The 20,037-nt window shown below is 65.9% G+C and carries 17 protein-coding genes; all 17 read left to right on the forward strand.

From position 1 onward, the window contains the following. The first annotated feature begins 125 nt into the window (after positions 1-125). The 17 genes from rplK to rpsS all read left to right on the forward strand — a co-directional run bounded on the left by rplK (position 126) and on the right by rpsS (position 20,008). Complete coding sequence (gene rplK, locus STRNI_RS23810) at positions 126-560, forward strand: 50S ribosomal protein L11 (RefSeq protein ID WP_009715899.1); 435 nt, start codon at positions 126-128, stop codon at positions 558-560. Between the two features lie 82 nt (positions 561-642). Beyond that, a complete protein-coding gene (gene rplA, locus STRNI_RS23815; protein ID WP_018090917.1) occupies positions 643-1,359 on the forward strand; it encodes a 50S ribosomal protein L1 in 717 nt (238 codons plus the stop codon). A gap of 434 nt (positions 1,360-1,793) precedes the next feature. Further along, positions 1,794-2,345, forward strand: coding sequence for a 50S ribosomal protein L10 (gene rplJ / locus STRNI_RS23820; RefSeq protein WP_026169847.1), 552 nt, complete (start codon positions 1,794-1,796; stop codon positions 2,343-2,345). 84 nt (positions 2,346-2,429) lie between these two features. Continuing rightward, the gene (rplL, locus tag STRNI_RS23825; RefSeq protein WP_018090915.1) at positions 2,430-2,816 is read left to right on the forward strand and encodes a 50S ribosomal protein L7/L12; all 387 of its coding nucleotides are present in this window, start codon (positions 2,430-2,432) and stop codon (positions 2,814-2,816) included. A gap of 622 nt (positions 2,817-3,438) precedes the next feature. Continuing rightward, the gene (gene rpoB / locus STRNI_RS23830) at positions 3,439-6,921 is read left to right on the forward strand and encodes a DNA-directed RNA polymerase subunit beta (protein ID WP_018090914.1); all 3,483 of its coding nucleotides are present in this window, start codon (positions 3,439-3,441) and stop codon (positions 6,919-6,921) included. Between the two features lie 100 nt (positions 6,922-7,021). Continuing rightward, positions 7,022-10,921: a DNA-directed RNA polymerase subunit beta' gene (locus tag STRNI_RS23835; RefSeq protein ID WP_018090913.1), complete on the forward strand. Its 3,900-nt coding sequence runs from the start codon at positions 7,022-7,024 to the stop codon at positions 10,919-10,921. A 245-nt stretch (positions 10,922-11,166) separates the two neighbouring features. After that, a complete protein-coding gene (locus STRNI_RS23840; RefSeq protein WP_018090906.1) occupies positions 11,167-11,649 on the forward strand; it encodes a DUF1707 and DUF4190 domain-containing protein in 483 nt (160 codons plus the stop codon). A gap of 439 nt (positions 11,650-12,088) precedes the next feature. Continuing rightward, a complete protein-coding gene (gene rpsL / locus STRNI_RS23845; RefSeq protein WP_003948652.1) occupies positions 12,089-12,460 on the forward strand; it encodes a 30S ribosomal protein S12 in 372 nt (123 codons plus the stop codon). 2 nt (positions 12,461-12,462) lie between these two features. After that, complete coding sequence (rpsG, locus tag STRNI_RS23850; RefSeq protein ID WP_004571813.1) at positions 12,463-12,933, forward strand: 30S ribosomal protein S7; 471 nt, start codon at positions 12,463-12,465, stop codon at positions 12,931-12,933. Positions 12,934-12,972: 39 nt separating this feature from the next. Continuing rightward, positions 12,973-15,093 carry an elongation factor G gene (gene fusA / locus STRNI_RS23855; protein WP_018090905.1) on the forward strand — a complete coding sequence of 707 codons (2,121 nt, stop codon included), beginning with the start codon at positions 12,973-12,975 and terminating at the stop codon, positions 15,091-15,093. 155 nt (positions 15,094-15,248) lie between these two features. Beyond that, positions 15,249-16,442: an elongation factor Tu gene (gene tuf, locus STRNI_RS23860; protein WP_018090904.1), complete on the forward strand. Its 1,194-nt coding sequence runs from the start codon at positions 15,249-15,251 to the stop codon at positions 16,440-16,442. A 446-nt stretch (positions 16,443-16,888) separates the two neighbouring features. After that, complete coding sequence (gene rpsJ, locus STRNI_RS23865; RefSeq protein WP_003948644.1) at positions 16,889-17,197, forward strand: 30S ribosomal protein S10; 309 nt, start codon at positions 16,889-16,891, stop codon at positions 17,195-17,197. Between the two features lie 14 nt (positions 17,198-17,211). Then, a complete protein-coding gene (rplC, locus tag STRNI_RS23870; RefSeq protein ID WP_018090903.1) occupies positions 17,212-17,856 on the forward strand; it encodes a 50S ribosomal protein L3 in 645 nt (214 codons plus the stop codon). 8 nt (positions 17,857-17,864) lie between these two features. Beyond that, entirely contained in the window at positions 17,865-18,515 is a 651-nt protein-coding gene (gene rplD / locus STRNI_RS23875) for a 50S ribosomal protein L4 (protein ID WP_018090902.1), read from the forward strand. Then, positions 18,515-18,838: a 50S ribosomal protein L23 gene (rplW, locus tag STRNI_RS23880; RefSeq protein ID WP_018090901.1), complete on the forward strand. Its 324-nt coding sequence runs from the start codon at positions 18,515-18,517 to the stop codon at positions 18,836-18,838. The genes rplD and rplW overlap by 1 nt, the downstream gene beginning before the upstream one ends. A gap of 39 nt (positions 18,839-18,877) precedes the next feature. Beyond that, a complete protein-coding gene (rplB, locus tag STRNI_RS23885) occupies positions 18,878-19,714 on the forward strand; it encodes a 50S ribosomal protein L2 (RefSeq protein ID WP_018090900.1) in 837 nt (278 codons plus the stop codon). Between the two features lie 12 nt (positions 19,715-19,726). Then, positions 19,727-20,008: a 30S ribosomal protein S19 gene (rpsS, locus tag STRNI_RS23890; RefSeq protein WP_018090899.1), complete on the forward strand. Its 282-nt coding sequence runs from the start codon at positions 19,727-19,729 to the stop codon at positions 20,006-20,008. Positions 20,009-20,037: the final 29 nt, after the last annotated feature.

Below are 20,037 nucleotides of genomic sequence, written 5' to 3' on the forward strand. Positions count from 1 at the left end.
CGCAGCCGGTCTGACCTGCTCGGTTTTTGGCCGCACGACTATACCCGTTATCGTTGTGCGGTATGCCTCCATCCGGATGACCGGGTGGAATGGCGAAACACCTCTCACTAGGACCCGGAGAGAGCATGCCTCCCAAGAAGAAGAAGGTCACGGGGCTTATCAAGCTCCAGATCCAGGCCGGTGCCGCAAACCCGGCTCCGCCGGTCGGCCCCGCGCTGGGTCAGCACGGCGTCAACATCATGGAGTTCTGCAAGGCCTACAACGCCGCGACCGAGTCGCAGCGTGGCATGGTCGTGCCGGTGGAGATCACGGTCTACGAAGACCGTTCCTTCACCTTCATCACCAAGACCCCGCCGGCCGCGAAGCTCATCCTGAAGGCCGCGGGCGTGGAGAAGGGCTCCGGCGAGCCGCACAAGACCAAGGTCGCGAAGATCACGCGTGACCAGGTCCGTGACATCGCCACCACCAAGATGCCCGACCTGAACGCCAACGACCTGGACGCCGCCGAGAAGATCATCGCCGGCACCGCCCGTTCCATGGGCATCACGGTCGAGGGCTGATCCCAGCCCTTCAGGCACCACACGTGGCAGGGCCAGGCGCTGGTCCGCACCACGACTCCACCCCACTGCATCAGGAGCAGAAGTGAAGCGCAGCAAGACTCTTCGCAACGCGGACGCGAAGATCGACCGGGAGCGTCTGTACGCCCCCCTCGAGGCCGTCCGTCTCGCCAAGGACACCGCGTCCGTCAAGTTCGACGCGACCGTCGAGGTCGCCATGCGTCTGGGTGTCGACCCGCGCAAGGCGGACCAGATGGTCCGTGGCACCGTGAACCTCCCGCACGGCACCGGTAAGACCGCCCGGGTCCTGGTCTTCGCGACCGGTGACCGTGCTGCGGCCGCGGAAGCCGCCGGCGCCGACATCGTCGGCTCGGACGAACTGATCGACGAGGTCTCCAAGGGCCGTCTGGACTTCGACGCCGTCGTCGCCACCCCGGACCTCATGGGCAAGGTCGGCCGCCTCGGCCGCGTGCTCGGTCCGCGTGGTCTGATGCCGAACCCGAAGACCGGCACGGTCACCCCGGATGTCGCCAAGGCTGTCACCGACATCAAGGGCGGCAAGATCGAGTTCCGCGTGGACAAGCACGCGAACCTCCACTTCATCATCGGCAAGGTCTCCTTCGACGAGACCAAGCTGGTGGAGAACTACGCCGCGGCGCTCGAGGAGATCTCCCGCCTCAAGCCGTCCGCCGCCAAGGGCCGCTACATCAAGAAGGCCACCATCACCACCACGATGGGCCCTGGCATCCCGCTGGACGCCAACCGCACCCGCAACCTCCTCGTCGAGGACGAGGCCGTCTGATCTCTGCGATCGGCGCCTCATAGCGTGTGACCACTGTCGTCAGGCCCCGCTCTCCCGCAAGGAGGGCGGGGCCTGACGCATGCTGTGCCGCCCTTCCGGGCCCGTGTTGCCCCGGAGGCGCGGCCGGCCCGCAGGGCGCGCTCCAGCGGCCGGGAGCGCCGCCCGCGCCCCCTCTCGGCCGATTTGCCTGACGCAGGGCTCTCCCGTACCGTATGCGGAAGCCAAAGACCGCTGGTTGTCTCTGCGCGTCCGGTCCCGGACGTGTAGTGGCCGAAGGATCCGCTAGCTGCGGACGGCCTGCGCAGGTGTGTATGGATGAACTCCCGGACGGACTTCCGCTCTGGTTGAGTACGCCCCGTGCGCCTGCGCCGGGGCGTTTGTTTTGCCCAGCCCCTTCTGCGCGGTCCTCATCACCCGGAAGGAGGCCGAGGCTCATGGCGACGTCTGACAAGATCGCAGCCGTTGAGGAGATCACTGAGAAGCTCCGTGGTTCCAACGCAGCTGTTGTGACTTCTTACACCGGACTGACTGTGGCACAGCTCAAGGAGCTGCGTCGTTCTCTCGGCGAGAACGCTCAGTACCGTGTGGTGAAGAACACGCTGACCAAGATCGCGGCCAAGGAGGCCGGGATTCAGCTGGACGAGCACCTCAAGGGCTCGACCGCTGTTGCCTTCGTGACCGGTGACCCGGTCACGGCGGCGAAGGGTCTTCGTGACTTCGCCAAGGAAAACCCCTCTCTCGTCATCAAGGGCGGTGTCCTTGAAGGCAAGGCGCTGTCCGCCGACGAGATCAAGAAGCTTGCGGACCTCGAGTCCCGTGAGGTTCTGCTCGCCAAGCTGGCGGGTGGCATGAAGGCGTCCATGGCCAAGGCCGCGGCGACCTTCCAGGCCCCGCTCACGAAGTTCGCCCGCACCGCGGACGCGCTTCGCAGCAAGGTCGAGCAGGGCGGTGCCGGTACGCCGGCTCCCGCCGAGGCTGCCGAGTAATCACTCGGACGCTCAGCGGGCCCGTAGTACGCCCGCCAGACATGTACATCCGGCACCAGCCGAATTAGTGGAAGGACCGCCACCATGGCGAAGCTCAGCCAGGAAGACCTGCTCGCGCAGTTCGAGGAGATGACCCTCATCGAGCTCTCCGAGTTCGTGAAGCTCTTCGAGGAGAAGTTCGACGTCGAGGCCGCTGCCCCCGTCGCCGTTGCCGCCGCCGGTGCCCCGGGTGCCCCGGCCGCCGCCGAGGCCGAGGAGCAGGACGAGTTCGACGTCATCCTCACCGGTGCGGGCGACAAGAAGATCCAGGTCATCAAGGTCGTGCGTGAGCTGACCTCCCTGGGTCTGAAGGAGGCCAAGGACCTCGTCGACGGCACCCCGAAGCCCGTCCTCGAGAAGGTCGCCAAGGACGCCGCCGAGAAGGCCGCCGAGTCCCTCAAGGGCGCCGGCGCCTCCGTCGAGGTCAAGTGACTTCACCGGGTCTTCGGACTCGCGTCCTGAGCGCCTGAGGCGTCAGGGACACCAGCCAAGGGCGATCACCCATGCGGGTGGTCGCCCTTCGGCGTGCTCGCCACGGCTGCATTGTCTCGTGCCTGCGTGCGAGTATGGTGATCATCGTTGCCCGGACGTGCCCCCATGTGACGATCTTCCAGAGGTGGGGGGCCTTGACGAACCGGACGCGGCGCGCAATTCTCGGGACGCGACGCAGAAGCGATCCAGGGTTCGAGGCATGGATCGCGGACGAAGAGGGAAGCATCGGTGTGCGCCACTGGCGCAGGGCTTTCGGCAGGCGCATGGCATTGAGAAGAACAAACGAGGGCTTCCTCCGGTGCGGAGGGCGTGACCTCCCGGAGGGAGAAGATCGGTATCACGGTGCTGAACCGGTCTCCGGAAACTCGCTCTGGACATCAGTGTGCCAAGTGGCTACACTGACCCTTTGCGCTGCCTGTTAGCTGCTCCCTGCCCGTCACCAGGGGCATACCCGAGCCCGAGCAAAGCTGAATGATCTGCCCTGACCTGGGCTTTCCCTCAGTCTGCTCGATTCGGGACCGGTACGCGCGTAGTGAGTCCGAGCCCTCGGAAGGACCCCCTCTTGGCCGCCTCGCGCAACGCCTCGACTGCCAATACGAACAACGGCGACAGCACCGCCCCGCTGCGCATCTCTTTTGCGAAGATCAAGGAGCCCCTCGGGGTTCCGAACCTCCTTGCGCTGCAGACCGAAAGCTTCGACTGGCTGCTCGGCAATGCCGCATGGAAGGGTCGCGTCGAGGCTGCGCTGGAGAGTGGGCAGGAAGTCCCCACCAAGTCCGGTCTGGAAGAGATCTTCGAAGAGATCTCCCCGATCGAGGACTTCTCCGGGTCGATGTCGCTGACGTTCCGCGACCACCGCTTCGAGCCCCCGAAGAACTCCATCGACGAGTGCAAGGAGCGCGACTTCACGTACGCGGCTCCGCTCTTCGTCACCGCTGAGTTCACCAACAACGAGACCGGCGAGATCAAGTCCCAGACGGTCTTCATGGGCGACTTCCCGCTCATGACGAACAAGGGCACCTTCTGCATCAACGGCACCGAGCGTGTCGTCGTCTCGCAGCTGGTGCGCTCGCCGGGCGTGTACTTCGACAGCTCCATCGACAAGACGTCCGACAAGGACATCTTCTCCGCCAAGATCATCCCGTCCCGGGGTGCCTGGCTGGAGATGGAGATCGACAAGCGCGACATGGTCGGTGTCCGTATCGACCGTAAGCGCAAGCAGTCCGTGACCGTCCTGCTCAAGGCGCTCGGTTGGACGACCGAGCAGATCCTCGAGGAGTTCGGCGAGTACGAGTCCATGCGCGCCACCCTGGAGAAGGACCACACCCAGGGTCAGGACGACGCGCTGCTCGACATCTACCGCAAGCTGCGTCCGGGCGAGCCGCCGACCCGTGAGGCCGCGCAGACGCTGCTCGAGAACCTGTACTTCAACCCCAAGCGCTACGACCTCGCGAAGGTCGGCCGCTACAAGGTCAACAAGAAGCTCGGTGGCGACGAGCCGCTCGACGCCGGTGTGCTGACCACCGATGACGTCATCGCGACGATCAAGTACCTGGTCAAGCTGCACGCCGGCGAGACCGAGACGATCGGCGAGAACGGCAACTCCATCGTTGTCGAGACCGACGACATCGACCACTTCGGCAACCGTCGTCTGCGCAACGTCGGCGAGCTCATCCAGAACCAGGTCCGCACGGGTCTGGCTCGTATGGAGCGCGTCGTGCGTGAGCGCATGACCACCCAGGACGTCGAGGCGATCACGCCGCAGACCCTGATCAACATCCGGCCGGTCGTCGCCTCCATCAAGGAGTTCTTCGGCACCAGCCAGCTGTCCCAGTTCATGGACCAGACCAACCCGCTGTCGGGTCTGACCCACAAGCGTCGTCTGTCGGCGCTGGGCCCGGGTGGTCTCTCCCGTGAGCGGGCCGGCCTGGACGTCCGTGACGTGCACCCCTCGCACTACGGCCGTATGTGCCCGATTGAGACCCCTGAAGGTCCCAACATCGGTCTGATCGGCTCGCTGGCCTCCTACGGCCGGGTCAACGTCTTCGGCTTCATCGAGACGCCGTACCGCAAGGTCGTCGACGGCCAGGTCACGGAGGAGGTGGACTACCTCACCGCTGATGAGGAGGACCGCTTCCTGATCGCCCAGGCGAACGCGAAGCTCTCCGACGACATGCGCTTCTCCGAGCAGCGTGTCCTGGTCCGCCGCCGCGGCGGCGAGGTCGACCTCGTCCCCGCCGACGAGGTGGACTTCATGGACGTCTCGCCGCGCCAGATGGTGTCGGCCGCGACCGCCATGATCCCGTTCCTCGAGCACGACGACGCCAACCGTGCGCTCATGGGATCGAACATGATGCGCCAGGCCGTTCCGCTGATCAAGGCGGAGTCGCCGCTGGTCGGCACCGGCATGGAGTACCGCTGTGCGGTCGACGCCGGTGACGTCATCAAGGCGGAGAAGGACGGTGTGGTCCAGGAGGTCTCCGCGGACTACATCACCGTCGCCAACGACGACGGCACGTACACCACGTACCGCGTCGCCAAGTTCACCCGCTCCAACCAGGGCACCTCCTTCAACCAGAAGGTCGTCGTGGACGAGGGCGCGCGGGTCATCGAGGGCCAGGTCCTCGCCGACGGTCCGTCCACGGACGAAGGCGAGATGGCGCTCGGCAAGAACCTGCTCGTGGCGTTCATGCCGTGGGAGGGCCACAACTACGAGGACGCGATCATCCTGTCGCAGCGCCTCGTGCAGGACGACGTCCTCTCCTCGATCCACATCGAGGAGCACGAGGTCGACGCCCGTGACACCAAGCTGGGCCCCGAGGAGATCACCCGGGACATCCCGAACGTCTCCGAAGAGGTCCTCTCCGACCTCGACGAGCGCGGCATCATCCGTATCGGTGCCGAGGTCGTCGCCGGCGACATCCTCGTCGGCAAGGTCACGCCCAAGGGTGAGACCGAGCTGACCCCCGAGGAGCGCCTGCTCCGCGCGATCTTCGGTGAGAAGGCGCGCGAGGTGCGCGACACCTCGCTGAAGGTGCCGCACGGTGAGATCGGCAAGGTCATCGGCGTCCGCGTCTTCGACCGCGAAGAGGGCGACGAGCTGCCCCCGGGCGTGAACCAGCTGGTCCGCGTCTACGTCGCCCAGAAGCGCAAGATCACCGACGGTGACAAGCTCGCCGGCCGTCACGGCAACAAGGGCGTCATCTCGAAGATCCTGCCGGTCGAGGACATGCCGTTCCTGGAGGACGGCACCCCGGTCGACATCATCCTCAACCCCCTGGGTGTCCCGTCCCGAATGAACCCGGGACAGGTCCTGGAGATCCACCTCGGCTGGCTCGCCAGCCAGGGCTGGAAGGTCGAGGGCTCCGAGGACTGGCAGCAGCGTCTGCAGGCGATCGGCGCCGACGACGTCGCTCCCCGCACCAACGTCGCGACCCCGGTCTTCGACGGTGCGCGCGAGGACGAGCTGGCGGGTCTCTTCGACTCCACGCTCCCCAACCGCGACGGCGAGCGGATGGTCAAGGGCTCCGGCAAGGCGCAGCTGTTCGACGGCCGCTCCGGTGAGCCGTTCCCGGACCCGATCTCGGTCGGGTACATGTACATCCTCAAGCTGCACCACCTGGTCGACGACAAGCTCCACGCGCGTTCGACCGGTCCGTACTCGATGATCACCCAGCAGCCGCTGGGTGGTAAGGCTCAGTTCGGTGGCCAGCGGTTCGGTGAGATGGAGGTGTGGGCGCTGGAGGCTTACGGCGCCGCATACGCCCTCCAGGAACTGCTGACGATCAAGTCCGACGACGTGACCGGCCGCGTGAAGGTCTACGAGGCCATCGTCAAGGGCGAGAACATCCCCGAGCCCGGCATTCCCGAGTCCTTCAAGGTGCTCATCAAGGAAATGCAGTCCCTGTGCCTCAACGTGGAGGTGCTGTCCTCGGACGGCATGTCCATCGAGATGCGCGACACCGACGAGGACGTCTTCCGCGCTGCGGAGGAGCTCGGCATCGACCTGTCCCGGCGCGAGCCGAGCAGCGTCGAAGAGGTCTGACGGGAGTCCGGCCGGGGAGTCAGCGATGGCTCCCCCGGCCGGCCCCAGGACCCCCGTTTCAGACCCCAAGACTTACAACCCTGAGAGGGATTGACGCATAGTGCTCGACGTCAACTTCTTCGATGAGCTCCGGATCGGTCTGGCCACCGCTGACGACATCCGTCAGTGGAGCCACGGCGAGGTCAAGAAGCCCGAGACCATCAACTACCGCACCCTCAAGCCCGAAAAGGACGGACTCTTCTGCGAGAAGATCTTCGGTCCTACCCGGGACTGGGAGTGCTACTGCGGTAAGTACAAGCGCGTCCGCTTCAAGGGCATCATCTGCGAGCGCTGCGGCGTCGAGGTCACTCGCGCCAAGGTGCGCCGTGAGCGGATGGGCCACATCGAGCTTGCCGCTCCCGTGACCCACATCTGGTACTTCAAGGGCGTGCCGAGCCGGCTGGGCTACCTGCTGGACCTCGCGCCCAAGGACCTTGAGAAGGTCATCTACTTCGCCGCCTACATGATCACGTGGGTGGACGAGGAGCGCCGTACGCGCGACCTGCCCTCGCTGGAGGCGCATGTCTCCGTCGAGCGTCAGCAGATCGAGCAGCGCCGCGACTCCGACCTGGAGGCCCGCGCCAAGAAGCTCGAGACCGACCTGGCCGAGCTGGAGGCCGAGGGCGCCAAGGCGGACGTCCGCCGCAAGGTGCGCGAGGGTGCCGAGCGTGAGATGAAGCAGCTGCGTGACCGTGCGCAGCGCGAGATCGACCGTCTCGACGAGGTGTGGAACCGCTTCAAGAACCTCAAGGTCCAGGACCTGGAGGGCGACGAGCTGCTCTACCGCGAGCTGCGTGACCGCTTCGGCACGTACTTCGACGGCTCCATGGGTGCCGCTGCCCTGCAGAAGCGCCTGGAGACCTTCGACCTCGACGAGGAGGCCGAGCGCCTCCGCGAGATCATCCGTACCGGCAAGGGCCAGAAGAAGACCCGTGCGCTCAAGCGCCTCAAGGTCGTCTCCGCGTTCCTGCAGACCCGCAACAGCCCCAAGGGCATGGTGCTGGACTGCATCCCGGTGATCCCGCCGGACCTGCGTCCGATGGTGCAGCTGGACGGTGGCCGCTTCGCGACCTCCGACCTGAACGACCTGTACCGCCGTGTGATCAACCGCAACAACCGCCTCAAGCGTCTCCTTGACCTCGGTGCCCCCGAGATCATCGTGAACAACGAGAAGCGGATGCTGCAGGAGGCCGTCGACGCGCTGTTCGACAACGGCCGCCGCGGTCGCCCGGTCACCGGTCCCGGTAACCGCCCGCTGAAGTCCCTCAGCGACATGCTGAAGGGTAAGCAGGGCCGCTTCCGTCAGAACCTGCTCGGTAAGCGAGTCGACTACTCGGCGCGTTCCGTCATCGTCGTCGGCCCGCAGCTCAAGCTGCACCAGTGCGGTCTGCCCAAGGCCATGGCGCTGGAGCTCTTCAAGCCGTTCGTGATGAAGCGCCTGGTGGACCTCAACCACGCGCAGAACATCAAGAGCGCGAAGCGCATGGTCGAGCGCGGCCGCACGGTCGTCTACGACGTGCTCGAAGAGGTCATCGCCGAGCACCCGGTGCTGCTGAACCGTGCACCCACGCTGCACCGTCTGGGCATCCAGGCCTTCGAGCCGCAGCTGGTCGAGGGCAAGGCCATTCAGATTCACCCGCTCGTCTGCACCGCGTTCAACGCGGACTTCGACGGTGACCAGATGGCCGTCCACCTCCCGCTGTCCGCGGAGGCCCAGGCCGAGGCCCGCATCCTGATGCTGTCCTCGAACAACATCCTCAAGCCGGCCGACGGCCGTCCGGTCACCATGCCGACCCAGGACATGGTGCTCGGCCTCTTCTTCCTCACCACGGATGAGGAGGAGCGCAAGGTCATCGGTGAGGGCCGGGCGTTCGGTTCCGCCGCCGAGGCGATCATGGCGTTCGACGCCAAGGAGCTCTCGCTCCAGGCGAAGGTCGACATCCGCTTCCCGATCGGCACCGTCCCGCCCCGCGGCTGGACCCCGCCGGTTCCGGAGGAGGGCGAGCCCGAGTGGCAGCAGGGTGACAGCTTCCGGCTGCGGACGACCCTGGGCCGCGCGCTCTTCAACGAGCTGCTGCCCGAGGACTACCCGTTCGTCGACTACTCGGTGGGCAAGAAGCAGCTCTCCGCGATCGTCAACGACCTGGCCGAGCGCTACCCGAAGGTCATCGTCGCGGCGACCCTGGACAACCTGAAGGCGGCCGGTTTCCACTGGGCCACCCGCTCGGGTGTCACCGTCGCCGTCTCCGACATCGTCGTGCCGGAGGCCAAGAAGGCCATCGTCGCGGGCTACGAGGCCCAGGACGAGAAGGTCCAGAAGCAGTACGAGCGCGGTCTGATCACCAAGGACGAGCGCACTCAGGAACTGATCAACATCTGGACCAAGGCGACCAATGAGGTCGCCGAGGCGATGAACGAGAACTTCCCCAAGACGAACCCCATCTTCATGATGGTTGACTCGGGTGCCCGAGGAAACATGATGCAGATGCGGCAGATCGCCGGTATGCGTGGTCTGGTGTCGAACGCGAAGAACGAGACCATCCCGCGTCCGATCAAGGCGTCGTTCCGCGAGGGCCTGTCCGTGCTGGAGTACTTCATCTCCACGCACGGTGCCCGTAAGGGTCTGGCGGACACCGCCCTTCGTACCGCCGACTCCGGTTACCTCACCCGTCGTCTGGTCGACGTCTCCCAGGACGTCATCATTCGCGAGGAGGACTGCGGCACGGAGCGTGGCCTCAAGCTGCGGATCGCCTCGAAGGACGCCGCCGGTGTCCTGCGCAAGGCGGACGACGTCGAGTCCAGCGTCTACGCACGCATGCTGGCCGAGGATGTCGTCGTCGACGGCAAGGTCGTCGCCCCGGCGAACGTCGACCTCGGTGACGTGCTCATCGACGCGCTGGTCAACGCGGGCGTCGAGGAGGTCAAGACCCGCTCGGTCCTGACCTGTGAGTCCGCGGTCGGCACCTGTGCCTTCTGCTACGGCCGTTCGCTGGCCACCGGCAAGCTGGTCGACATCGGTGAGGCGGTCGGCATCATCGCCGCCCAGTCCATCGGTGAGCCCGGCACCCAGCTGACGATGCGTACCTTCCACACCGGTGGTGTGGCCGGTGACGACATCACCCTGGGTCTGCCGCGTGTCGTCGAGCTCTTCGAGGCCCGTACGCCCAAGGGTGTCGCCCCGATCTCGGAGGCGGCCGGCCGCGTCCGGATCGAGGAGACCGAGAAGACCAAGAAGGTCGTCGTCACCCCGGACGACGGCAGCGACGAGATGGCCTACGGCGTCTCCAAGCGTGCCCGTCTCCTGGTGGGCGAGGGCGACCACGTCACGGTCGGCCAGCCGATGACCGTGGGTGCCGTGAACCCGCACGACGTGCTGCGGATCCTCGGCCAGCGTGCCGTCCAGGTCCACCTGGTCGGCGAGGTCCAGAAGGTCTACAACAGCCAGGGCGTGGCGATCCACGACAAGCACATCGAGATCATCATCCGGCAGATGCTGCGCCGCGTGACGATCATCGAGTCCGGCGACGCGGAGCTGCTGCCGGGCGAGCTGGTGGAGCGCACGAAGTTCGAGGGCGAGAACCGTCGGGTCGTGGCGGAAGGCGGCCACCCGGCCTCCGGCCGTCCGCAGCTGATGGGTATCACCAAGGCTTCGCTGGCCACCGAGTCGTGGCTGTCGGCGGCCTCCTTCCAGGAGACGACCAGGGTCCTGACCGACGCGGCGATCAACGCCAAGTCGGACTCCCTGATCGGCCTGAAGGAGAACGTCATCATCGGTAAGCTCATCCCGGCCGGTACGGGCCTGTCCCGCTACCGCAACATCCGGGTCGAGCCCACCGAGGAAGCCAAGGCCGCGATGTACTCGGCCGTCGGTTACGACGACATCGACTACTCGCCCTTCGGCACCGGCTCCGGCCAGGCGGTCCCGCTGGAGGACTACGACTACGGTCCGTACAACCAGTAAGACCGGCCCGTACGACAGCAACAGGGCGGCCATCCCTTCGGGGGTGGCCGCCTTGCGGCGTTGGTGCGGCACTCGCGCCGGGCGGTCCCGCCGAGTTGGGGGCCGCGCAGGGGAACTTGTCCTCCCATCCCTGCGTCTGTGATGAGAAGATGGGGACAACTGTCGAGCGGGGGGAGGTTCGCGAAGTGGCATTCCAACCGTGGCAGGGCGGTCAGCCGGCGCAGCCGTCGAATCAGGTGCCTGCCATGCGCGCCTCGCACGCCGATCGTGAGCGGACGGTCGATGTGCTCAAGGCGGGGTTCGCCGAGGGGCGGCTGCAGCAGCCGGAGTACGAACAGCGGCTCACACGGGCCTACAAGGCGCAGACGCACGCCGAACTGCAGATGCTGGTGGCGGATCTGCCGCAGGGGCCGGTGCCGCAGGCACAGTTCGTGCCGCAGCGGCCGATGGTGCCGGCGACCTTCATGCCGATGCAGATGCCGGTGCCGGTGACGACGAACAGCTCGGCGACGGGTGCACTGGTCTGCGGGATCATGACGCCGGTGACGTGGGGCCTGACGGCGATTCCGGCGGTGATCCTGGGGCACAAGGCGCGGGCCGAGATCCGCCGGTCCGGCGAGCGCGGGGACGGCCAGGCCCTCACGGGTCTCATTCTGGGCTGGCTGGCGATCGGTGGCTGGGCGCTGTTCCTGCTGGTGTTCATACTCTCCGCGGCGGTCAACCTCTAGGGGTCGGCCGGCCGGCGGTCGGCGGCGGTTCGCGCTGCCGCCGGGGGAGGGCCGGCGCGGGGGCGTGGCGCCTTCTTCCGTACGGCCGTGGATCGCACTACGGTGACCGCAACGCCGTGAGGAGTCCGGCGTGTCCTTCGCGTGTGCATTTGTTTTGACCGCAGCCAATGCGGTAGGTACGCTCTGACCTTGTGCCTGGGGTGTCCCTGGGCTGCCGTGCGCCAAATCTCCGCTGGGCGGACCTGCCGGGCCGAAAGGCTTCGGAGGGACTCCGGTCGGAGAGCCACCAGCACGGAAGCCGGGTTTTGACACCGCAATCTGCCGCCTCACTCGTTCCAGCGAGGGACCGGACTGCAGTATTCGACACACCCGACCGCGTGGGTCGGGGAATGTTCCAGGTTAGCTTTACCGAGACTGGCACACAGAAACCGGAGAAACGGTGCCTACGATCCAGCAGCTGGTCCGCAAGGGCCGGCAGGACAAGGTCGAGAAGAACAAGACGCCCGCGCTCGAGGGTTCCCCCCAGCGCCGTGGCGTCTGCACGCGTGTTTTCACGACCACCCCGAAGAAGCCGAACTCGGCCCTGCGTAAGGTCGCGCGTGTGCGTCTGACCAGCGGGATCGAGGTCACCGCTTACATTCCGGGTGAGGGCCACAACCTGCAGGAGCACTCGATCGTGCTCGTGCGTGGTGGTCGTGTGAAGGACCTGCCGGGTGTTCGGTACAAGATCATCCGCGGCTCCCTCGACACGCAGGGCGTCAAGAACCGCAAGCAGGCTCGCAGCCGCTACGGCGCCAAGAAGGAGAAGTAAGAATGCCTCGTAAGGGCCCCGCCCCGAAGCGCCCGGTCATCATCGACCCGGTCTACGGTTCTCCTCTGGTGACCTCCCTCATCAACAAGGTTCTGCTGAACGGCAAGCGCTCCACCGCTGAGCGCATCGTTTACGGCGCCATGGAGGGTCTGCGCGAGAAGACCGGTAACGACCCGGTCATCACGCTCAAGCGCGCGCTCGAGAACATCAAGCCGACCCTTGAGGTCAAGTCCCGCCGTGTCGGTGGCGCGACCTACCAGGTCCCGGTCGAGGTCAAGCCCGGCCGCGCCGCCACCCTCTCGCTGCGCTGGCTCGTGGGCTACTCCCGCGCCCGCCGCGAGAAGACCATGACCGAGCGCCTCATGAACGAACTGCTCGACGCCTCCAACGGCCTCGGCGCTTCGGTCAAGAAGCGTGAGGACACGCACAAGATGGCCGAGTCCAACAAGGCCTTCGCGCACTACCGCTGGTAGTCGCAACCCACATCGAGACCGAGAGAAGATTGAGCCACTATGGCCACCACTTCGCTTGACCTGGCCAAGGTCCGCAACATCGGGATCATGGCCCACATCGACGCGGGCAAGACGACCACCACCGAGCGGATCCTGTTCTACACCGGTGTTTCGTACAAGATCGGTGAGGTCCACGACGGCGCTGCCACGATGGACTGGATGGAGCAGGAGCAGGAGCGCGGCATCACCATCACGTCTGCCGCGACGACCTGCCACTGGCCGCTGGAAGACGTCGACAACACCATCAACATCATCGACACCCCGGGCCACGTCGACTTCACGGTCGAGGTGGAGCGCTCGCTGCGCGTCCTGGACGGTGCGGTGACGGTGTTCGACGGCGTTGCCGGTGTCGAGCCCCAGTCCGAGACCGTCTGGCGTCAGGCGGACCGCTACGGCGTTCCGCGTATCTGCTTCGTCAACAAGCTCGACCGTACGGGCGCCGAGTTCCACCGCTGCGTCGACATGATCGTGGACCGCCTGGGCGCGACCCCGATCGTGATGCAGCTGCCGATCGGCACCGAGGCGGACTTCAAGGGCGTCGTCGACCTCGTCAGCATGAAGGCCCTGGTCTGGTCGGCCGAGGCCGCCAAGGGCGAGATGTACGACACCGTCGACATCCCGGACACGCACATCGAGGCTGCCGACGAGTGGCGCGGCAAGCTGCTCGAGGCCGTTGCCGAGAACGATGAAGAGATCATGGAGCTGTACCTGGAGGGCCAGGAGCCCACCGTGGAGCAGCTCTACGCGGCGATCCGCCGGATCACCATCGCCTCCGGCAAGGCCGAGAACACCACCGTCACCCCGGTGTTCTGCGGTACCGCGTTCAAGAACAAGGGTGTGCAGCCCCTGCTCGACGCGGTCGTGCGCTACCTCCCCTCCCCGCTGGACGTCGAGGCCATTGAGGGCCACGCGGTCAGCGACCCGGAAGAGGTCATCAAGCGCAAGCCGTCCGAGGACGAGCCGCTGTCCGCTCTTGCGTTCAAGATTGCGAGCGACCCCCACCTGGGCAAGCTCACCTTCATCCGGGTGTACTCGGGCCGCCTCGAGGCCGGCTCGCAGGTGCAGAACTCGGTGAAGGGCAAGAAGGAGCGCATCGGCAAGATCTACCGGATGCACGCGAACAAGCGTGAGGAGATCGAGTCGGTGGGTGCCGGTGACATCGTCGCCGTCATGGGTCTGAAGCAGACCACCACCGGTGAGACCCTCTGCGACGCGTCGAACCCGGTCATCCTGGAGTCGATGGAGTTCCCGGCCCCGGTCATCCAGGTCGCCATTGAGCCCAAGTCCAAGGGCGACCAGGAGAAGCTGGGTGTCGCCATCCAGCGACTCGCCGAAGAGGACCCCTCGTTCCAGGTTCACACCGACGAGGAGACCGGCCAGACCATCATCGCGGGTATGGGCGAGCTCCACCTCGACGTGCTGGTCGACCGTATGAAGCGTGAGTTCCGGGTCGAGGCCAACGTCGGCAAGCCGCAGGTCGCCTACCGCGAGACCCTGCGCAAGCCGGTCGAGCGTCTCGACTACACGCACAAGAAGCAGACTGGTGGTTCCGGCCAGTTCGCGAAGGTGCAGATCGCGATCGCTCCGCTCGAGGGCGACGGGTACGAGTTCGAGAACAAGGTCACCGGTGGCCGTATCCCGCGGGAGTACATCCCGTCCGTGGACGCGGGCTGCCAGGAGGCCATGGAGTTCGGTGTTCTCGCCGGCTACCCGCTGACCGGCGTCAAGGTCACGCTCCTCGACGGTGCCTTCCACGAGGTCGACTCCTCGGAGATGGCCTTCAAGATCGCTGGTTCGATGGCCTTCAAGGAGGCCGCGCGCAAGGCCTCCCCGGCCCTGCTCGAGCCGATGATGAAGGTCGAGGTCACCACGCCCGAGGACTACATGGGCGATGTGATCGGCGACATCAACTCCCGCCGTGGACAGATCCAGTCCATGGAGGAGCGCAGTGGCGCCAAGCTCGTCACGGGCCTGGTCCCCCTGTCGGAGATGTTCGGCTACGTCGGCGACCTCCGCAGCAAGACCTCGGGTCGCGCAAGCTACTCGATGCAGTTCGACTCCTACGCCGAGGTTCCCCGGAACGTCGCCGAGGAGATCATCGCGAAGGCCAAGGGCGAATAGTTCCGTCTCCCGAGAGTCGGAACACGCTTTAGGCTTGACACCGTCTGCCGGGGTAATCCCCGCAATCCGTGAGGAATGCCCCGGCAGCCGGCATCCCAGCAAAGATCACCTGGCGCCGATGAGTAAGGCGTACAGAACCACTTCAGGAGGAACCAGTGGCGAAGGCGAAGTTCGAGCGGACTAAGCCGCACGTCAACATCGGCACCATCGGTCACATTGACCACGGTAAGACGACCCTCACGGCCGCCATTACCAAGGTGCTGCACGACGCGTACCCGGACCTGAACGAGGCCTCGGCCTTCGACCAGATCGACAAGGCTCCTGAGGAGCGCCAGCGCGGTATCACGATCTCGATCGCGCACGTCGAGTACCAGACGGAGAACCGTCACTACGCCCACGTCGACTGCCCCGGTCACGCGGACTACATCAAGAACATGATCACGGGTGCGGCGCAGATGGACGGCGCCATCCTCGTGGTCGCCGCGACCGACGGCCCGATGCCGCAGACCAAGGAGCACGTGCTCCTGGCCCGCCAGGTCGGCGTTCCGTACATCGTTGTCGCCCTGAACAAGGCCGACATGGTGGACGACGAGGAGATCCTGGAGCTCGTCGAGCTCGAGGTCCGTGAGCTCCTCTCCGAGTACGAGTTCCCCGGCGACGACGTTCCGGTCGTCAAGGTCTCGGCGCTCAAGGCGCTCGAGGGCGACAAGGAGTGGGGCGACTCCGTCCTCAAGCTCATGAACGCCGTCGACGAGTCGATCCCGCAGCCCGAGCGCGACGTCGACAAGCCGTTCCTGATGCCGATCGAGGACGTCTTCACGATCACCGGCCGTGGCACCGTTGTCACCGGTCGTATCGAGCGTGGTGTCCTCAAGGTCAACGAGACCGTCGACATCATCGGCATCAAGACCGAGAAGACCACCACCACGGTCACCGGTATCGAGATGTTCCGGAAGCTCCTCGACGAGGGCCAGGCCGGTGAGAACGTCGGTCTGCTCCTCCGCGGCATCAAGCGCGAGGACGTCGAGCGCGGCCAGGTCATCATCAAGCCGGGCTCGGTCACGCCGCACACCTCCTTCGAGGCCCAGGCGTACATCCTGTCGAAGGACGAGGGTGGCCGTCACACCCCGTTCTTCAACAACTACCGCCCGCAGTTCTACTTCCGTACCACGGACGTGACCGGCGTCGTGACCCTCCCCGAGGGCACCGAGATGGTCATGCCGGGCGACAACACCGAGATGTCGGTCGAGCTGATCCAGCCGGTCGCCATGGAGGAGGGCCTGAAGTTCGCCATCCGTGAGGGTGGCCGGACCGTCGGCGCCGGCCAGGTCACCAAGATCACGAAGTAATTTCGCTGATCCGGTCGATCCGGTCGTAGCTCCCCGGAGCTCACAAGGAGCCCCGTCCACCGTCAGGTGGGCGGGGCTCCTTGACAGTTGGGCCCCGATTGGCCTTACGCGTCCCAGGTGTGGCACACTGTCCAGGTTGCTCGGTTGAGTGCCGATGCTGCGCGCCTCCCGCCGGGAGGACCGGAAGCGAGTCCCAGGTATTCGTCGTCCCTTCTCAGGGCCGGAAATACGGGAATCTTCCGGGAAGCGTCAGCGGGGTGCCTCGGCCAGGCACCCGGTGGGTGTTCTTCCCCTGCCTTCTCCTTCTTGAAGGATCCCCTTTACGGGGATTTACGAGAAGGGGTGCGACACGCCCGACCGCGTGGGTCGGAGAAGAACGGCGCTTCTGCTGAGGCGCAGCGCACCGGGTCCCAGAGCGTTACGAGAGACAGGACTACGAAGTAGCCATGGCGGGACAGAAGATCCGCATCCGGCTCAAGGCCTACGACCACGAGGTCATCGACTCCTCGGCGAAGAAGATCGTCGAGACGGTGACCCGCACTGGTGCGTCGGTCGCGGGCCCGGTGCCGCTGCCCACTGAAAAGAACGTGTACTGCGTCATCAAGTCGCCGCACAAGTACAAGGACTCGCGCGAGCACTTCGAGATGCGCACGCACAAGCGCCTGATCGACATCCTCGACCCGACGCCCAAGACCGTTGACTCGCTGATGCGCCTGGACCTTCCGGCCGGCGTTGACATCGAGATCAAGCTCTGAGAGGCGCGGAAGAGATGGCTAAGCAGATCAAGGGCATCCTGGGCGAGAAGCTCGGCATGACCCAGGTCTGGGACGAGAACAACCGTGTCGTCCCGGTCACTGTGGTCAAGGCCGGCCCCTGTGTCGTTACCCAGGTGCGCACCAATGACCAGGACGGCTACGACTCCGTCCAGATCGCCTTCGGCGAGATCGACCCGCGCAAGGTGAACAAGCCCCTCAAGGGCCACTTCGCGAAGGCCGACGTCACCCCCCGTCGTCACCTCGTCGAGGTCCGTACCACCGACGCCGGTGAGTACACCCTCGGCCAGGAGCTGACCGCTGAGACCTTCGAGTCCGGCGTCAAGGTGGACGTGACCGGCAAGAGCAAGGGCAAGGGCTTCGCCGGTGTCATGAAGCGTCACGGCTTCCATGGCGGCAAGGCCTCCCACGGTGCCCACCGTGTGCACCGTAAGCCTGGCTCCATCGGTGGCTGTGCCACCCCGGGCCGCGTGTTCAAGGGCATGCGGATGGCCGGCCGTATGGGCAATGAGCGGGTCACCACCCAGAACCTGACCGTCCACGCCGTTGACGCGGAGAAGGGTCTGCTGCTCATCAAGGGCGCAGTTCCTGGTCCGAACGGCGGCCTCGTCCTGGTCCGTACCGCGGCCAAGGGGGCCTGAGGTAACCGATGAGCACCATTGACATCCTTTCGCCGGCAGGCGACAAGGCCGGTACCGTCGAGCTCCCCACGGAGATCTTCGACGCCAAGGTCAGCGTTCCGCTGATCCACCAGGTCGTTGTCGCACAGCTGGCCGCGGCCCGTCAGGGCACGCACAAGACCAAGACTCGCGGCGAGGTCCGCGGCGGTGGCAAGAAGCCGTACCGCCAGAAGGGCACCGGCCGGGCGCGTCAGGGTTCGACCCGTGCGCCGCAGTTCGCCGGCGGTGGCATCGTCCACGGCCCCGTGCCGCGTGACTACAGCCAGCGGACCCCGAAGAAGATGAAGGTCGCCGCCCTGCGCGGTGCCCTCACCGACCGGGCCCGCAACAGCCGCATCCACGTCGTTTCCGGCGTGGTCGAGGGCGACATCTCCACCAAGGCCGCCAAGACTCTCCTCGGCAAGGTCAGCGAGCGCAAGAACGTGCTCCTGGTCGCCGAGCGCAGCGACGAGGCCGCGTGGCTGTCCGCCCGCAACCTGCCCCAGGTTCACATCCTGGAGCCGGGCCAGCTGAACACGTACGACGTGCTCGTCTCCGACGACGTGGTCTTCACCAAGGCCGCTTTCGAGTCCTTCGTGTCTGGCCCCAAGGCCGCTGAGACCGAAGGGAGCGACGCCTGATGAGTGAGGCCGTCGTCACCAGCAAGACCTTCTCGGACCCGCGTGACGTTCTCGTCAAGCCGGTTGTCTCGGAGAAGAGCTACGCGCTGCTGGACGAGAACAAGTACACGTTCATCGTCGCGCCCGGCGCGAACAAGACCCAGATCAAGCAGGCCGTCGAGGCGGTCTTCTCGGTCAAGGTCACCGGGGTCAACACGATCAACCGGCAGGGCAAGCGCAAGCGCACCCGCACCGGTTACGGCAAGCGCGCGAACACCAAGCGCGCCATCGTGACCCTCGCCGAGGGCGACCGTATCGACATCTTCGGCGGCCCGGTCTCCTAACGGAGTCCGAGTCGTCCGGAATCGGACGAGGACTGAGAAATGGGTATCCGCAAGTACAAGCCGACGACCCCGGGCCGTCGTGGCTCCAGCGTCGCCGACTTTGTCGAGATCACGCGGTCCACGCCGGAGAAGTCGCTGGTCCGCCCGCTGCACAGCAAGGGCGGCCGTAACAACGCCGGTCGTGTGACCGTTCGCCACCAGGGCGGTGGCCACAAGCGCGCCTACCGAGTGATCGACTTCCGTCGTCACGACAAGGACGGCGTGCCGGCCAAGGTCGCGCACATCGAGTACGACCCGAACCGCACCGCGCGCATCGCGCTGCTGCACTACGCAGACGGCGAGAAGCGCTACATCATCGCGCCCCGTGGCCTGGCCCAGGGTGCTCGGATTGAGAACGGCCCTGGCGCCGACATCAAGCCGGGCAACAACCTGCCGCTGCGTCACATCCCCGTGGGTACGACGATCCACGCGATCGAGCTCCGTCCGGGCGGCGGTGCGAAGTTCGCCCGCTCTGCCGGTGCCTCCGTGCAGCTGCTGGCGAAGGAGGGCCGCATGGCTCACCTTCGTATGCCGTCCGGTGAGATCCGCCTGGTCGACGTGCGCTGCCGCGCCACTGTCGGCGAGGTCGGCAACGCCGAGCAGTCGAACATCAACTGGGGTAAGGCCGGCCGTATGCGCTGGAAGGGCGTCCGCCCGACCGTGCGTGGTGTCGTGATGAACCCCGTCGACCACCCGCACGGTGGTGGTGAGGGCAAGACCTCCGGTGGTCGCCACCCGGTCTCGCCGTGGGGTCAGAAGGAGGGTCGTACTCGTTCGCCGAAGAAGGCGAGCAACAAGTACATCGTCCGCCGCCGCAAGACGAACAAGAAGCGCTAGGAGCGGGTTTAGATGCCGCGCAGTCTCAAGAAGGGGCCCTTCGTCGACGACCACCTTTCCAAGAAGGTGGATGTTCAGAACGATGCCGGCACCAAGAACGTCATCAAGACCTGGTCCCGCCGCTCCATGATCGTCCCGGCCATGCTCGGCCACACGATCGCGGTGCACGACGGCCGCAAGCACGTCCCGGTGTTCGTCACCGAGTCGATGGTCGGCCACAAGCTCGGCGAGTTTGCGCCGACCCGCACCTTCCGCGGCCACGAGAAGGACGACCGCAAGTCGCGTCGTCGCTGATCGACCGGAGTGCGAAGACTATGACTGAC

The sequence above is a fragment of the Streptomyces nigrescens genome, assembly GCF_027626975.1.
GTDB lineage: Bacteria > Actinomycetota > Actinomycetes > Streptomycetales > Streptomycetaceae > Streptomyces > Streptomyces nigrescens.

Coding starts and splice junctions, on each gene's coding strand:
- rpsS (WP_018090899.1), top strand. CDS start 19,727: ATGCCGCGCAGTCTCAAGAAGGGGCCCTTCGTCGACGACCACCTTTCC.
- rplC (WP_018090903.1), top strand. CDS start 17,212: ATGGCTAAGCAGATCAAGGGCATCCTGGGCGAGAAGCTCGGCATGACC.
- rplK (WP_009715899.1), top strand. CDS start 126: ATGCCTCCCAAGAAGAAGAAGGTCACGGGGCTTATCAAGCTCCAGATC.
- rplJ (WP_026169847.1), top strand. CDS start 1,794: ATGGCGACGTCTGACAAGATCGCAGCCGTTGAGGAGATCACTGAGAAG.
- rplL (WP_018090915.1), top strand. CDS start 2,430: ATGGCGAAGCTCAGCCAGGAAGACCTGCTCGCGCAGTTCGAGGAGATG.
- rpsJ (WP_003948644.1), top strand. CDS start 16,889: ATGGCGGGACAGAAGATCCGCATCCGGCTCAAGGCCTACGACCACGAG.
- rplD (WP_018090902.1), top strand. CDS start 17,865: ATGAGCACCATTGACATCCTTTCGCCGGCAGGCGACAAGGCCGGTACC.
- rplB (WP_018090900.1), top strand. CDS start 18,878: ATGGGTATCCGCAAGTACAAGCCGACGACCCCGGGCCGTCGTGGCTCC.
- fusA (WP_018090905.1), top strand. CDS start 12,973: ATGGCCACCACTTCGCTTGACCTGGCCAAGGTCCGCAACATCGGGATC.
- rplW (WP_018090901.1), top strand. CDS start 18,515: ATGAGTGAGGCCGTCGTCACCAGCAAGACCTTCTCGGACCCGCGTGAC.
- rpsG (WP_004571813.1), top strand. CDS start 12,463: ATGCCTCGTAAGGGCCCCGCCCCGAAGCGCCCGGTCATCATCGACCCG.
- STRNI_RS23840 (WP_018090906.1), top strand. CDS start 11,167: ATGCGCGCCTCGCACGCCGATCGTGAGCGGACGGTCGATGTGCTCAAG.